The organism is Stenotrophomonas sp. FW305-3-2-15-E-LB1, assembly GCF_058787375.1.
This window is the reverse complement of sequence record NZ_JBYSZR010000014.1, coordinates 67,346-80,836: the sequence shown is the minus strand read 5'-3', so window position 1 is coordinate 80,836 and position 13,491 is coordinate 67,346. Positions and strand designations below refer to the sequence as shown.

General features: G+C 62.2%; 11 protein-coding genes. 1 reads left to right on the top strand and 10 read right to left on the bottom strand.

What is annotated here, in order from left to right; translation table 11 throughout:
- Positions 1-4: 4 nt before the first annotated feature.
- Both AC3WL7_RS12130 and AC3WL7_RS12125 read right to left on the bottom strand, forming a co-directional pair.
- Positions 5-652, bottom strand: coding sequence for a hypothetical protein (locus AC3WL7_RS12130; RefSeq protein ID WP_492750409.1), 648 nt, complete (start codon positions 650-652; stop codon positions 5-7).
- A gap of 492 nt (positions 653-1,144) precedes the next feature.
- Positions 1,145-2,278: a hypothetical protein gene (locus tag AC3WL7_RS12125; RefSeq protein ID WP_492750408.1), complete on the bottom strand. Its 1,134-nt coding sequence runs from the start codon at positions 2,276-2,278 to the stop codon at positions 1,145-1,147.
- Positions 2,279-2,594: 316 nt separating this feature from the next.
- Here AC3WL7_RS12125 and AC3WL7_RS12120 point away from each other — a divergent pair, with 316 nt between their 5' ends.
- Complete coding sequence (locus AC3WL7_RS12120; RefSeq protein WP_108745821.1) at positions 2,595-3,737, top strand: YncE family protein; 1,143 nt, start codon at positions 2,595-2,597, stop codon at positions 3,735-3,737.
- A gap of 98 nt (positions 3,738-3,835) precedes the next feature.
- Here the strand turns inward: AC3WL7_RS12120 and AC3WL7_RS12115 are convergent, their stop codons facing one another.
- The 8 genes from AC3WL7_RS12115 to AC3WL7_RS12080 all read right to left on the bottom strand — a co-directional run bounded on the left by AC3WL7_RS12115 (position 3,836) and on the right by AC3WL7_RS12080 (position 13,366).
- Positions 3,836-4,708 carry a PoNe immunity protein domain-containing protein gene (locus tag AC3WL7_RS12115; RefSeq protein WP_492750407.1) on the bottom strand — a complete coding sequence of 291 codons (873 nt, stop codon included), beginning with the start codon at positions 4,706-4,708 and terminating at the stop codon, positions 3,836-3,838.
- Between the two features lie 297 nt (positions 4,709-5,005).
- Positions 5,006-6,049 carry a PoNe immunity protein domain-containing protein gene (locus AC3WL7_RS12110; protein ID WP_492750406.1) on the bottom strand — a complete coding sequence of 348 codons (1,044 nt, stop codon included), beginning with the start codon at positions 6,047-6,049 and terminating at the stop codon, positions 5,006-5,008.
- Positions 6,050-6,122: 73 nt separating this feature from the next.
- Positions 6,123-6,962, bottom strand: a complete 840-nt coding sequence (locus AC3WL7_RS12105) for a hypothetical protein (protein ID WP_492750405.1) — start codon at positions 6,960-6,962, stop codon at positions 6,123-6,125.
- Positions 6,963-7,012: 50 nt separating this feature from the next.
- Positions 7,013-7,855, bottom strand: coding sequence for a hypothetical protein (locus AC3WL7_RS12100; protein ID WP_492750404.1), 843 nt, complete (start codon positions 7,853-7,855; stop codon positions 7,013-7,015).
- Between the two features lie 153 nt (positions 7,856-8,008).
- The gene (locus AC3WL7_RS12095) at positions 8,009-8,872 is read right to left on the bottom strand and encodes a hypothetical protein (RefSeq protein ID WP_492750403.1); all 864 of its coding nucleotides are present in this window, start codon (positions 8,870-8,872) and stop codon (positions 8,009-8,011) included.
- Complete coding sequence (locus AC3WL7_RS12090; protein ID WP_492750402.1) at positions 8,869-10,203, bottom strand: hypothetical protein; 1,335 nt, start codon at positions 10,201-10,203, stop codon at positions 8,869-8,871. Before AC3WL7_RS12090 ends, AC3WL7_RS12095 begins: the two co-directional genes overlap by 4 nt.
- A gap of 21 nt (positions 10,204-10,224) precedes the next feature.
- Positions 10,225-10,503 carry a hypothetical protein gene (locus AC3WL7_RS12085; protein WP_492750401.1) on the bottom strand — a complete coding sequence of 93 codons (279 nt, stop codon included), beginning with the start codon at positions 10,501-10,503 and terminating at the stop codon, positions 10,225-10,227.
- 124 nt (positions 10,504-10,627) lie between these two features.
- Positions 10,628-13,366, bottom strand: a complete 2,739-nt coding sequence (locus AC3WL7_RS12080) for a type VI secretion system Vgr family protein (protein WP_492750400.1) — start codon at positions 13,364-13,366, stop codon at positions 10,628-10,630.
- Positions 13,367-13,491: the final 125 nt, after the last annotated feature.

Below are 13,491 nucleotides of genomic sequence, written 5' to 3'. Positions count from 1 at the left end.
CCGGTTACCCCGGCAGCATCGGGTAGGCCACCTCGCCCAGCTCCGGCGCCCCATCCTGCAGCATCAACTGCAGGATGGCCGGCACCAGTTGGCCCAGGATGGCGGCACCGTCGCGCAGCTGTGCGCGGTTGGCCTGGCTGTCCCAGGTGGCCCCGCCATGCACCAGCTGGTTGCGCAGCACATACAGGCGGTCCAGCACGATGGAGAGCACGACCTCGGTGCGCCGCTCAACGACGGCCTGCAGCGCCGAGCGCTGGTCCGTGGCGAAGCGCTCCGCCCAGCGGTTGCTGCTGTCGTGCTCGCGCAGCGCCTTCCAGAAGCGTGCGTACACGAAGCGGTTTCCAATAAGCGTGCGGATGGGCTCGGGAAACTGCTTGAACAGGATGTCCTGCAGGCTGCCTTGCCGGTCATGTGCCAGCAGTGCCTCGAAGAACCTGCGCAGCTGTTCGCGCTCGGCGTTCTCGAAGCCGAATTCCTGGGCATAGGCTGCGTTGAGCGCAATCCACAGAAACAGGAAACGGGCATCCGTATCCTGGTCTTCCTGTTCAGCGCGGTTGAGCCAACTGATGGCGCGGTGCAGGCGCACGCGCGTGGAATCCGGCTGCGCATCGCGGACAAGGCGATGCGCTTCCTTCAGAGTAGTCGAATCCATTTTTCCCCCTGTTATCGCCACCATTATGCGGGGCGATCGTGGCGGGGGAACTACTCCAGACGTCGTGCCCTGCGCCATGCCTCGGGCAGCCCCTGCCAGAGGGTGTCCAGCGCGTTTGCATTGCCGCACTCCAGTGCGGTCGAGCGGCACTCGGGGCAGCTGCGGAACCAGGTAAGCCCCTCGATGCGGACATCGCCGGTGGGCGGCGTGACGCGCTTCCAGCCGCAGTCCTTGCAGTGATACGTCAACTTCTGTGCTCGGCCCCACATGGTCAGCCGGGCCTCAGTCATCTACGCCAACGTGCTGCTGTTCCACCAGCCAGCGGCCCAGCCCATACAGGGCGAAGCCATAAACCACCGTTGCACCAATGATCTTGAACATGGAATTCCTTTCGTGGGTGGGTAGCTGGGGCATCCGTGCCCCGTGTCGATCCGTCGGTGTTCATTGTGCGGAGCGCTGCGACAGGCTGCGTCGCGTGATTCTGGTTGAAGGTCAGCTTTGTGGGGCTCCCGGCGCAGCTGGGGCAGGGGAGGCTTTGGCCGCTGTGCTTTTCGGCGCGCACTCGACGAACTTCGAAACCCGGTCGCTTGGAATGGTGCCAATGCCATTCGATTCGCCCTTCAGCCGAACGTAGTACCGCGAGGAGGTGGCCGCGCGCATCCTCAGCTCCTTCGTGATCTGCTGGGACTTGTCACCAGGGTCAATGAAGCTGCCGAAATCTGACTTGTCGCCAGTGATCACCAGGCGCAGGCAATTCATACCGCCTGACGCGCTGTTGGAAACTACCCGCCCGGCCAACCAGCCTCCGGTTGGCGGGAAGATGCAGACGACGGCAATTATGATCAAACTTGCACGGAAGGCTCTTTCGACAATTTTACCGTCCTTGCTGCCTGCTTCGATCAGCCGGAGCAACACAACTTGTACCAGCGCCATCACTCCCATTGAGAGCAGAAGCACCAGAAAGATCCAAAAGGCGCTCTCGATGTGGGTTGACCGTTCCAGCACGCCCTTCATGACGAACAGCGCCAGCATCATTTGAATCAGGTTTGAGGCAATGGAAGACCAGGTTCGCTCAACCCAATGGCGAATCTTGCGGTCGGGGTCCCGCCAGAAGGCGAAGACAGTGAACACGCCGCCTGCCAGGATAATGGCAAGCGGAATACCCCATTTGTCGTTGCCAGGATGGGCCGCCAGTAGCATGACTGAGATCGCAAGTATCGCTCCAGGTAGCATGAGCCTCAGGATCCACTTGGCGATGTTGGCGACCATATTCTCCGAGAGCTTCAGCACATTTAAGCTGCCATCGCTTGCCGTCTGTGCTTCCTCGAACATCACCATGAGTGGCATGAGTGCAAAAGCAAACAGCGCCAGCGTGATCACGCAGATCATGACCAGCAGCGACGGCAAACCTGAAATGACATCCGATGAGAGAACACTGAGTGGAACGTGCTCGGATTGAAGGTAACAAGACAGGCTGACGCTGGGCAGTGCAATGGACGCTGCGGTGAGCTTTACTGGATGCTTCTCGGCCCACGAAAATGCTTCAGCGAGCTGTTGAGTCCAGAGACGGGGTGCTGCATCGGAGTTCGGAGTGGGGTTGGGTGAAGATTGCGGTTCATCCGTCATGGCGCGTCCTTTCAAGAGTTAAGAGGGCGATTTCGTGCCGAGCTGTGCAGGGGCGCAGCTTCAGGAACAAGATCGACCGTCACCGGCAAATTGTTAGCGATGGGTTTGCAGCGGGCGGCGCGGGCTGTGCGCCACGGTTCACCCGCTCAGGCCGCAGGCACCCGCTGGCATCTGGCACGCCCCTCCACGCCCCCCACCTGCTACCATTCCCCCGCTACCCAGCCAGCCCACCCTGCGCAGACAGTTGCAGGGCGGGCCGTCGCAGAACGGCCCAGCGAGCCAGGACACCCTCCCGTGCCCTTTCAAGGATGCTCGCATGACCCGTCATTCCGCTTTCCGCTCGGCCGCTCTGGCCGTTGCCATCTCGCTCAGCGTCGGCGCCCCGGCCGCATTTGCCGACAACGCGACCGCAGCACCCGCCGCCAGCACCGCCGTGCAGCGCCAGGCCATCGCCCAGGGCCTCTACGAGCTGGCCTACAGCCCCACCCAGAACGCCGTGTTCGTGGCCTCGTCCGGCGGCTTCGGCGACAACGCCGGCCCGTCCCAGGTGCTGCGCCTGGACCCGGCCACGCTGGCCGTGCAGGCCCGCATCCCGCTGGAGCGCAAGGGCTTCGGCGTGGTGCTGGATGACGCCCACAACCGCCTGTATGTGGGCAACACCGTTGACACCTCGGTGACCGTGGTCGACACCGCGCAGAACAAGGCCATCGGCACCGTGCAGCTGATGGAAAAGAAGGTGGGCAAGGACGGCAAGGCCGGCTACACCCATGACCTGCGCGAGCTGGTGGTCGACAGCGCCGCCAACCGCCTGTACGTCACCGGCCATTCCGGTGAGGGCAGCGTGCTGTTCGTGGTGGACACCACCACGCTGAAGCTGATCGACACCATCCCGGGCCTGGGCAAGGCGAAGGCGCCGGGCCTGGCGCTGGATGCCGCCAACAAGCGCGTCTACACCAGCAACCTGCTGGCCGACCTGGTGGTGGTGGGTACCGATTCGAAGAAGGTGGTGGCCCAGCACAAGATCGCCGCCGAGCAGCCGATGAACATCGCGCTGGACCCGGACGGCAAGCGCCTGTTCGTGACCGACCAAGGCTCGGCGATGATCCGCGACTATGTGACCAAGAGCAGCGAGGGCTTCGTCAGCAAGCACCCGGGCCAGCGCGTGCTGGTGCTCGACCGCAGCACCGGCAAGGAACTGGCCAGCCTCCCGACCGATGCCGGCCCGCTGGGCATCCTGCTGGATGCACCGCGCAAGCGCCTGTACGTGACCAACCGCGAAGGTGGCACGGTGACCGCCTATGACAGCGCCAGCTACAAGAAGGTGGCCAGCTATGCGGTGCCGACGCACCCGAACAGCCTGGCGCTGGATGCAAAGAACAACGTGTTGTTCGTGAGCATCAAGAACGGCGAGAAGGATGCCAAGGGCTCGGAAGAGAGCGTGGCGCGCATCCAGCTGTAAAGCGGTAGCGCCAAGCCACGCCTGGTGATGAAGGAATGGGTAGCGCCGGGCCATGCCCGGCGGTATTTACGCGGCGTAGCTGTACCGACGATCGGCGGTCATCCAGCTATTGGCGCCGGTGTGCACTGCCGGGCGAAATCGGCCAGATCCCTGGGATAGAACGGCATTTCGCGGTAGCTTGAATCATCAATGCCGAGCACCATCGTGGTCGCGGCAGCCTCCCATGACCAGTAGCCGTAGAACATGACACCACTGCCTTCGTGCTGGTCGATGTAAGGCTCGCGGCGGCTGTGGTGGTACCAGTTGTCCAGATAGTCGACCATCAGCGCGGGCCGCTGCGCAGGCTCGGCGGCAAACACCTTGAACAGGCGCCGGTACGGCAGATGGCGGGTGGCTTTGTCTGGGATAGGCCGACCGGGTGCCCACTGGGCCACCAGTCGCTCCAGCAGACCATCGTGAATGCCCAGCTCGGCGTTGACGTAGTCCAGGAATGCCATCACGCGTGGCATCTTCTCGGCGTTGCCAGTCAACAGGCCGAAGCAGACCAGGCGCAGGGCGACGATCCAGAACTCCTCATCTACCAGTCCAACATGCGGAACGCGCCGCCCGGAGGTATTCTCCGGTGACTCATCGTAGGCTGCATCAAAGCGGCCATACTCTTCGGCCCATTCCAAGGCATACGGCCAGATGTCGGCCAGCTGCTGGACCGGCGCACCGGCCGAGTATTGCAGACTCATCCAATCAAGCGTGCTCCACAGACGTTGCTGCGTAGACATCATCATTCCCCCCTTGCGCGCCCGATCTGCGTACTTGGGTAGATCCGTGGTCACCATCGCAATCCCCCCCAGCTTGTCAGCAAAACGGGATGCGTACATTTCGTGGCGCAGATACGGCTCACGCCGCGCGTCGAACGCGGTCTCGGAGATCTTCCAGTGGTTCCAGTGCTTCCAGTCGGGCATGGGCAGGGTCATGAGCGTTCTCATTTCAACAACAACGAGTTGGGCAGGATGAATTCAGTAGCGATCTGGTGGCTGGCTGCGCCTTTGCCACACCGGCCAACAGCAGGAGCACGCGCCCGATCGTGCAGATTGTGGTTGGGTCCCACCACGGTGATGATGCTGCGGTCATATGGACATTGGACCAATGCATTGGACGGCCCGCCCTAGTCATCCATTACTGATTCGGCGCCGAAGATGGAGGCGTTATCTCCCTATGCCTGGATCGCGAACGCCAGCGATGCTTTAAGTAGCGATGCTTGTTGTGGTGATTCAGCCTAGCGCCGGGGGCGTCTGATCTGCGGCCCAGATCCAGAAGGTGTCACCCCAGTCGCCGTTGACGTCGGGAAGCACATCACCTTCCTCGAACAAGTGCCTCATGCCTTGGGCGGGGCTGTACCACCATCCCGATTGCGGGCAGAGTTGCCCCGCGGGAACCCGCGAAGGTCGTTGCGGCTGCGGTGCTGCGCACTCCCGCGCAAAGTCGACCAGATCCTTGGGATAGAACGGCATGTCGCGGTAGCTGGCGTCGTCAATGCCCAGAACCACTGTGGTGGCCGCAGCCTCCCAGGACCAGTAGCCGTAGAACATGACACCACTGCCTTCGTGCTGGTCGATGTAGGGCTCGCGGCGGCTGTGGTGGTACCAGTTGTCCAGATAGTCGATCATCAGCGCGGGCCGCTGCGCAGGCTCGGCGGAAAACACCTTGAACAGACGCCGGTACGGCAAATGGCGGGTGGCTTTGTCTGGGATAGGCCGACCGGGTGCCCACTGGGCCACCAGTCGCTCCAGCAGACCATCGTGGATATCCAGTTCGGCGTTGACGTAGTCCAGGAATGCCATCACGCGTGGCATCTTCTCGGCGTTGCCAGTCAGCAGGCCGAAACAGACCAAGCGGAGCGCGACGATCCAGTAACTCGGTGACACGAGCGGAGCGTGCGGAACCCGTCTTCCGGAGGTGTTCTCCGGTGACTCGTCGTAGGCTGCATCGATGCGCCCGTACTCTTCGGCCCATTCCAAGGCATATTGCCAGACGTCTGCCAACTGCTGGACGGGCGCACCGGCGGAGTACTGCAGACTCATCCAGTCCAAGGTGCGCCACAGGCGTCGGCGGGTGGACGTCATCATTCCTCCCTTGCGCGCTCGATCTGCGAACCTGGGCAGATCCGTGGTCACCATCGCTATACCGCCCAGTTCGTCGGCAAAGAGCGTGGCGTACATCTCATGGCGCAGGTAGGGCTCGCGTCGGGTGTCGAACGCGGACTCGGGAATCTTCCAACGATTCCATTCCTTCCAGTCGGGCATGGGCAGGTTCATGGTCAGAGCCACTCAAGTACCAAGCTGCAAAAAGGCGGGAGGAGGATCATGTTCATGAGCGCTCAGTCGATCGCTATTCGCCCTTGTCGAAGTCGCACTGCGCCAGACACGTTCCATCTCGGCCCAAGATCGGTCGCTCGGGTGAGTCATGGCGCTGCACACTCCAGATCATGTTGAGGCCATTGATCGAAGATCCCGGATAGGCGAGCCATTGCCCCTGCGCGTCCGGCGAAATCTGGGAATCTGTGCGGAAGGCGCTCGCACAGTGACCGTTGAGATAGGCTGCCCCCAAGGACGGCGGAGTTCGCGGATCCTCCCAGTCTGAATACAGGCGGCTATGCAGCACAGGACAGAGCAAGCCTCCATCTACGACGAGGGAGTAGCGCGATGTCTGATCGATGCGCGCCACGGCGTTGAACGATCGTGACCTTCGCAGTACTGCCGTGCGTGGGGTTCGGTAGTAGACCGAAGCCCAAGGCCATAGCCGCGCTTGCTCGAGTCGAATTTCCATCATCTGCTCACCTACAGCAGCGGCGTCACTGGAGTGGGTGATAACGCCAGTACGGTCAAACAGGTAGTAATACTCGCGGTCCATGGCAGTGGGATCGTCTGCGATGACAATGGATCTGAATGGCCATTCCGCAGCAGGGCTGTAGCTGAGCATGCCGGGCTCGATGGGATGATCCATACCAAGAGGTAGTCGCCAGATCGAACGGTCGTCCGGGAAAGGGATATGTCGATAGGGCTCATCTCCATCCCGTACGCAATGGAGCATTTGCCCATCGCGATTGACGAAGGTGATGGCGGGCGTGCCAGGACACTCGATGCGTCGCGGAGGGCTCTTCAACTCACCTGCGGGCGCGTCAGAGGCCGCCGTTGACAGGAGTAGCAAGGAAAACAGAGCGTACTTCATGGGTAATGTCGATTCCTGCAGTTCAACGGCACACAAACCTTGAATGCGTTCTAGCGATTCGACTCATCGCTGCCGCACAGCGCAACGCACTTCCCTTCTCGGTCCCGCACCGGACGTTCTGGCTCGTCATGGCGTTGGAAGGTCCAAAAAAGCTCGAGCTTGCTGATTGGAAATCCCGGATACATGTAATACGTCTGTGGGTCATGCTCGATCCCTGGGAAGCTGAAAGAGCGGCTTTCCGCATCGCCGCAGTGGCCATTGATGTACGTCCCAGTGTTGTCGCCAGAGCGCCGGTCGCGCGGCCAGTTCACAAGCTCGGACTCTCTGAGGATTGGGCAGAGCATGGCCTGATCGACTATCAGTGCAAAGTACGACGGATCGTTAACCCTTTGCATGGGATCACGGTCCGTTCCTGCGTCGCCATTCTTGCCGGTAGGCATCCGGTAGTACACATTGGCAGTGGGCCAAACGCGCAACCCTGAGATGGTCATCTCCGCCATTCTTTCGCCGATTGCTTCTTCCTTGCTGGAGTCGATTACGGTGCCGTTGTGATCAAAAATGTAGTACGCATCCCTGCTCTGGCGCGCCGGCAGACTCATGATGACGATGGATCGAAAAGGCCAAGCATCAGCCCAACGGAAGTTGCTGGTCCCACGGGGAGGCTGTTCGATGCTCCCGAAGTTCAAGCTCCAATGCGCGCTGTCGTCTGGAGGGGTGACGTCCTTGTATGCATCCTCGCCTTCTTCTGGTTCGCACTGATACAGGCGACCTCCAAGGAAGCTGACGGTTGCGGGTGGCTGTGGGCAGTTTTCGCCGATTGCTGCAGGAAGATCCTCAACCGGTGCTTGGATTGCGCCTGCAGATACGAGGGAATGAAGCAGCATCATTTTCATGATTCGATGTATCCCAGCCTGATGTGAATGTGATGAAGCTTCCAGCTATTACAGTTAAGCCAGCCGGGCATGAGAAAAGACAAGCTGCTCTCATACAGCCATCGAAAGCCGAACAGCACTGCCAGCTCGATCTGTAATTGGTTGGCGCAGCCTTCATTCCTCCTGTGGGTGTTCGGCCTCATCCGGTTGCGCGCAGAGGGCCACACACTCCCCCTTTCTATTGAGAACCGGGCGCCGAGGTTCATCATGGCGTTGGAAACTCCAACGAAGATCGAGGCCGCCGGCCTTGAAGCCCGGGTAGGCGTAGTAGTGCGGATTGTGAATGTCGTCGTCGGGGAATCGTGATGGGATCCTGTATGAGTCTCCACAGTGTCCATTCACGAACTTTCCTGCGGGATAAGTCGAATCATCGAGGTGTGCCCATTCGCTGACGTAGCTTTCATCCAGCACAGGGCACAGCCTTCCCCCACTCAGGATCATTGCGAAGCCTGCAGCTGCACCGATTCGCTCTGTGGACCTGCGCGGTTCCATAGCCTCGCCAGCGGTGGGAAGTCGCATTCGGTAGTAGATCTTCGCGGTGGGCCACAGTCGGACGCCAGAGATCCGCACTTCCGTCATTCGATCACCAATTGCATCAGGCGCATTGGAATCGACCACGATCCCTTGCTGATCGAAGACGTAGTAGTACTCCACGTGATGCGCTGCAGGATTGTCACGCGAGATGATTGCTCGGAACGGCCAATCCTCTACAGGGTGGTAACTGCCAGTGCCACGAGGAGGCAGATCTGCCGAGCCGAACGGGAGCATCCAGTGGGACTTTTCGTCCGGTGGAGTGACGTCGACGTAAGGATCCTGTCCCTCCTCCGGTCGGCACTCATAGATGCGGCCTTCCATAGTACGGATGGTAGCGGGTGGCTCCGGGCAGTTGATTGGGCCGATTGCACTGCCAGGCAGCCTCTCGAAATCCAAATGAAGGCCAGCGGCGGCTGCGAGAAAAACCATTCCGATGGGCGTCATGGTTGGTCGTTTCCTACACTGATATGAAGGTGATGCACATGGGTCGCATCAGTGCGAATGGCGAGATCGCGGGGCCGATCTGCTGCTCCAACGCCGAGCTCACCATAAGTCAGTGCCCATGGCCCGCCCAGCCAACCAGCTCCCCCTTGCGCTCGCGCATTGGCTATGTACTGATGAACTCTGTAAGAGAACTCGCGCATTCGCGTGCGCTCCGGTGACTCGCGCCTGCCATCGCTTAGCGGATTGGACTGTGCCGAATCCTCACTGTGGAAGTGAATCGAAACGAGCTGCGGTTGGTTGTTCTCGTCCATCACGGTTTTCTTGGCGTGTGTGAGATCTATCGCCGACGCATAGCGGTGTCTTGTCGAGCCGACGTGTGGACGCCAAGCTCCAGTGACCCGTGCATACGTTATGTCCAGGTCGTCCATCATCTTAAGCAGAAATTCCATCGTAGCTGGATGCGTGCGACGCAATGATTCGTCCGCCATCATGCGGTTATTGGGTTGTCCATTGTCTGCGAGGAAGGAGAGTCTGCCTCGTCCGCCAGTAGTCGACTGATGGTTGAACTCCACTTCTCGTCCACCGAAGGTCAGGAAGCGGCTGTGTGCAATGTCACCAGTACCGCTGCCGACATTCAATCCCTCACTGTAGAGGTCAGTTAATGCTTCCCGATAAGCGCTTCCTTGCACTATCGGGTGCTGGGTCCCATAGGTGCGTGAGGCATCGGCCCACAGTTGGAACGATATGAGGTGATTTCCGAGGTCAAGGGCGCTCTGCAGTTCCTGGCTTGAGTGAGCATCAGTGAACTTTAAGAAGTCCTGGTCATTCGGAATGCTGTCAGGCCCAGTTCCTCTTGTACGAAGAAGGCCGTTGGTGTTCAACGCCCGTATGGACAGGGTGCAGTCTGAATTCTGATTGACGTCAAGCTCTACTAAAGGTTGAACTTCGCGTCCGCTTTGCCCTCCGTCAGCCAACATGTGCTGCTGTATCTCAAACAACGCGTTTTCAGGGAAGTCTTCGGTCGGCTCTTTGATGTACAAGCGGTAGCGGCCGGCCCCCTCTACTCTGATAAGAATGGTGCCACTGCCAGGGGTGCGCTGAGCAATCTCGGGCGGATGTGGTGCAACTCTCCAAGTATCGGGAGTTTCAGTTGTGGCATGCACAATCACATAAGGCAGGATGGAGGCGGGAACGGTTTTGCCACCATTCTTCATCTGCAACTTGATCTTCGCGTAGTACACTTGATCCAACCGGCACACGCTCATCGTGACGCCGTCTCCGTCAACTTCGGTGTGAAAGGGGACTTGTAGCGCACCGATTGGTCGGTTCATTCGACGTAGTCCTGTGTCTTGTCAGATAGGGTCCATCTGCAGCGGTATTGCAACGGCGGGTGCGATCACGCGCACGCTCTTGTGAGCGTTTTCTTCATGTTGGAAGCTGCCGATCAGAACCCACGAGCCGTCGTCGCGCTGCACGTCCAATGAGAGTATCGCGGGACCTTCAAGCAACCACGTGCCCTCTGTCTCGAGGGCTGATGCGGCGCGGCGGGATAGCAGGCGGGTAGCCTCTCCATCAGCACCGGTGACGCCCGCTCGGGTTCGCCCGCGGGCGTCGCGCAGGCGATAGCTCAAACCCTCTACGGGCGTCCCCAATGATGTGGAGAATCTCAGTTCGGTGATTCCGTGCGACGTCCGGTGCGTGTGCGTTTTCAAGGTGGGCCCTGCGTAAGTAAGGGTATGGGTAAGCGGGCTGGTATCAGCAACCGCAGTCGTCGTCTTCGTCCATCAGGGATTCTTCGATGCGCCAGCGACCCCGGCCGATGTAGGCCGTCACGCCAGTCGGCCTCTCAGTCGCGGCGGTAATACTGCGCCCGCTGTCATCGGTAACGCCCTGGGCCAACACTTCACCGTCAGCGGTGACAATCTTGTAGTACGTGCTGGGTCGGGCCCTTTGCTGCGCATCCACCACACGCAGCTTCCTGCGATATTTCAACCGTGGCGCAAGCTGCCTCGGCAACGGAGCGATGCCAGCATGATTGAACTCGCCCCCCAAGAACGCATGCTCGCCCGCCTTGACCTTGAACTCGCCCGGGCAGCTGAACGTGATGTTCCCGCCTTCCAGCGTGATCGCGCTGCTGCCGGCCTGCAGCACCACCTTGGTCTGCGCCAGCACGTCGATGCGGTCGTCGGTGGCAGTGATGGTCAATGCCTGGTCGCTCAGCAGCTCCAGCTCGCCGTCGTTGGCCTGCAGGCTGACCGGCCCCTGCGCGGCAATCACCCGCAGCGGGCCGCTCTGCGCGAACAGCGAAACATGCTCGCCGGACACGGTGGCGATGGTCTCGCCGGCGCTGACGTGCAGGTCCTGCTGTACGGTCATCTGCAGGTTCTGCCCGGCATAGGCCACGGCGCTGGCCGGGGTAGTCCAGGCCACATGGTGCGGGGCTTCGGCCAGCAGCAGCGGTTTGCCCAGCCGTTCCACCGGCTGCTCGCCGGGGCTGCGGTCATCGCTGCCGGGCTTCATCGCGTTCTGCCCGTTCACGTCGCCGCTGTAGCGGCCCTGCGCCTGCGGATCGATCTGCTCGCGCAGCTGCTTGGTCCGCTCGAACTCGGCCAGGCCGGGCACCTGCTGCTGGCCCAGCGTCTGCTGCATCTGTTCCAGGCTGCGCTCGGCACCCTTCAGCTGCGACACCACGCTGGCGTTGTCCATCACCGTGGAGCCGGCGCGCTGCTGCAGGCTGGCCGACAGCAGCAGGCCTTCGCCGGCGTGCACGTTGCCCCAGCCCTGGGTGGCCAGCTCGAAGCCTTCGCCGCGCAGGGCGCCGCGGGCGGTGTCCTGGTGGGCGATGAGGTAGCCCAGCTCCAGCCGGCTGTCGGCCAGCGAGCTGTGCAGGCGCGTGCGCAGCTGGCCGGGCGTGTCGTCGATCACCCACTGCTGGGTGCCGCTGCCGTCATGGGCCTGGGTGTGCAGGCCGCTGAGCACGCCGGGATGGCGGGCGTTCTCGTCAATGCCGCCGCCGAAGGGCGGGGCGACTTCGCCGTTGTACAGCTGGCCGGTGATGCGCGGCTGGTCGATGTCCCCGTGCAGGAATTCCACCAGCACCTCGGCGCCCACGCGCGGCAGGAAGGCAGTGCCCCAGTTGGGGCCGGCCACCCATTCGGCCACCGACACCCAGCTGCCGCTGGTGTGGTCGCCGGGGGCATGGCCGGGCTGCGCGCTGCCGGTGTCGTTCAGGCCGCCCGGGTTGGGCTTGCTGCCGCGCTGCCAGCCGAACTGGATGCGCACCTGGTGTTCGCGGTTGGGGCTGAGCGCGGCATCGGCCACGCCCACCACGCGCGCGGTCTGCGGGCCGTGCAGGGTGGGGCGGTCCAGCGGCAGGGCGCGCAGCGGCACGCTGGCGCCGGTGGCGATGAAACTGTTGCGGTAGGCACCGCGTTCCAGCGCGGTGTTGCCCAGCAGTTCGGCGATGCCCTGGTCCAGGTTGTTCACCGCCACGTGCTGCACGGCCAGCAGCTGGAAGGTCTGGCCGGCATGCTGCGGGTGCTGGGACAGGGCAAAGGTGGCGCCTGCACCGAGCTGGCGCTCGCTGCCGCTGCCGCTGTAGAGCACCTGGCCCACGCGCAGCGCATCCAGCCGCGCCTGCGCCTCGGCGTCGGCCCAACCGGGCTGGGCGAAACGGCCGGCGCGTGGCTGCACGTAGACCTCCAGTGCGGGCAGGGTGCCGGCATCGGCGCTGGACTGCGCGGCCACGGCGTTGACCTGCTCGCTGTGCCAGCTGGCCACGGTGCTGGCGTTGGGCACCAGCTGCTGGCGCTCGGCGAAGGCGGTGATGCCGTCGCTGGCCTCGGCCATGTCGGCACGGTGGAAGCGGAACGTGCCGCTGTCCGGCAGCTCCGCGCCCGGCTCGAACACCACCAGGGTGTGTGCGGCCTCATCGCCCTGCGCCTGCTCGATGCGCCAGGCCAGGCCGGCTTCGGCCAGCAGCCGGGTGACGAAGGCCCAGTCGGTTTCGCGGTACTGGGTGGTGATCGCACGCACGGGCAGTTCGGCCTGCACGTCGAAGCGGAACACCGCCTGCGGGTAGTCGCCGAAGATCTGCTCGCAGATCGCCCGGGTGTCCTGATCCTGGAAGATCACCGCATTGCGGCGCAGGCGCAGCAGGGCGGTCCAGGGTTCGAGGATCAGGCGATAGCGGGCCAGGCCGCCATCGCTGCCCAGCTGCGCGGCCTCGGTGCACAGGCCATGCCACTGCCGCAGCGCGCCGTCGGCCTGGCGCAGCTGCAGGGTCAGCGGCTGTTCCAGCCAGGGTGCGAGGTCGAGGAAGGCGTCAGTCGCCAGGCAGTCGATCTGCAGGCGGTTGTCGCCGCAGACCGATTCGGTGCCTTCGAAGCGCTCGACCACCCACGCTTCATGTAGGCCATGAAGCGTGAGCTGGCGAGGATGTTGGCTGCTGAGTGCAATGGCGCGTGCCAGTGCATGAATGGCGTCCATTGCCATGATGAGGGGTCAGCGAAGGTCAGGCGCTCACTGTCCGGTAGGGCTGCGGGGAGAGCCTTGTTGAATCCGTTCGAAGTGTGTGCAGGTGCGCAGATCGCCGCTCACAAGGGTGCGGATAGCGACAA

Excerpts from the sequence above, each read along its gene's own strand:
- AC3WL7_RS12125 (WP_492750408.1), bottom strand. The coding sequence starts at position 2,278 with ATGACGGATGAACCGCAATCTTCACCCAACCCCACTCCGAACTCCGAT.
- AC3WL7_RS12090 (WP_492750402.1), bottom strand. The coding sequence starts at position 10,203 with ATGAACCGACCAATCGGTGCGCTACAAGTCCCCTTTCACACCGAAGTT.
- AC3WL7_RS12130 (WP_492750409.1), bottom strand. The coding sequence starts at position 652 with ATGGATTCGACTACTCTGAAGGAAGCGCATCGCCTTGTCCGCGATGCG.
- AC3WL7_RS12120 (WP_108745821.1), top strand. The coding sequence starts at position 2,595 with ATGACCCGTCATTCCGCTTTCCGCTCGGCCGCTCTGGCCGTTGCCATC.
- AC3WL7_RS12110 (WP_492750406.1), bottom strand. The coding sequence starts at position 6,049 with ATGAACCTGCCCATGCCCGACTGGAAGGAATGGAATCGTTGGAAGATT.
- AC3WL7_RS12100 (WP_492750404.1), bottom strand. The coding sequence starts at position 7,855 with ATGAAAATGATGCTGCTTCATTCCCTCGTATCTGCAGGCGCAATCCAA.
- AC3WL7_RS12095 (WP_492750403.1), bottom strand. The coding sequence starts at position 8,872 with ATGACGCCCATCGGAATGGTTTTTCTCGCAGCCGCCGCTGGCCTTCAT.
- AC3WL7_RS12080 (WP_492750400.1), bottom strand. The coding sequence starts at position 13,366 with ATGGCAATGGACGCCATTCATGCACTGGCACGCGCCATTGCACTCAGC.
- AC3WL7_RS12115 (WP_492750407.1), bottom strand. The coding sequence starts at position 4,708 with ATGACCCTGCCCATGCCCGACTGGAAGCACTGGAACCACTGGAAGATC.
- AC3WL7_RS12105 (WP_492750405.1), bottom strand. The coding sequence starts at position 6,962 with ATGAAGTACGCTCTGTTTTCCTTGCTACTCCTGTCAACGGCGGCCTCT.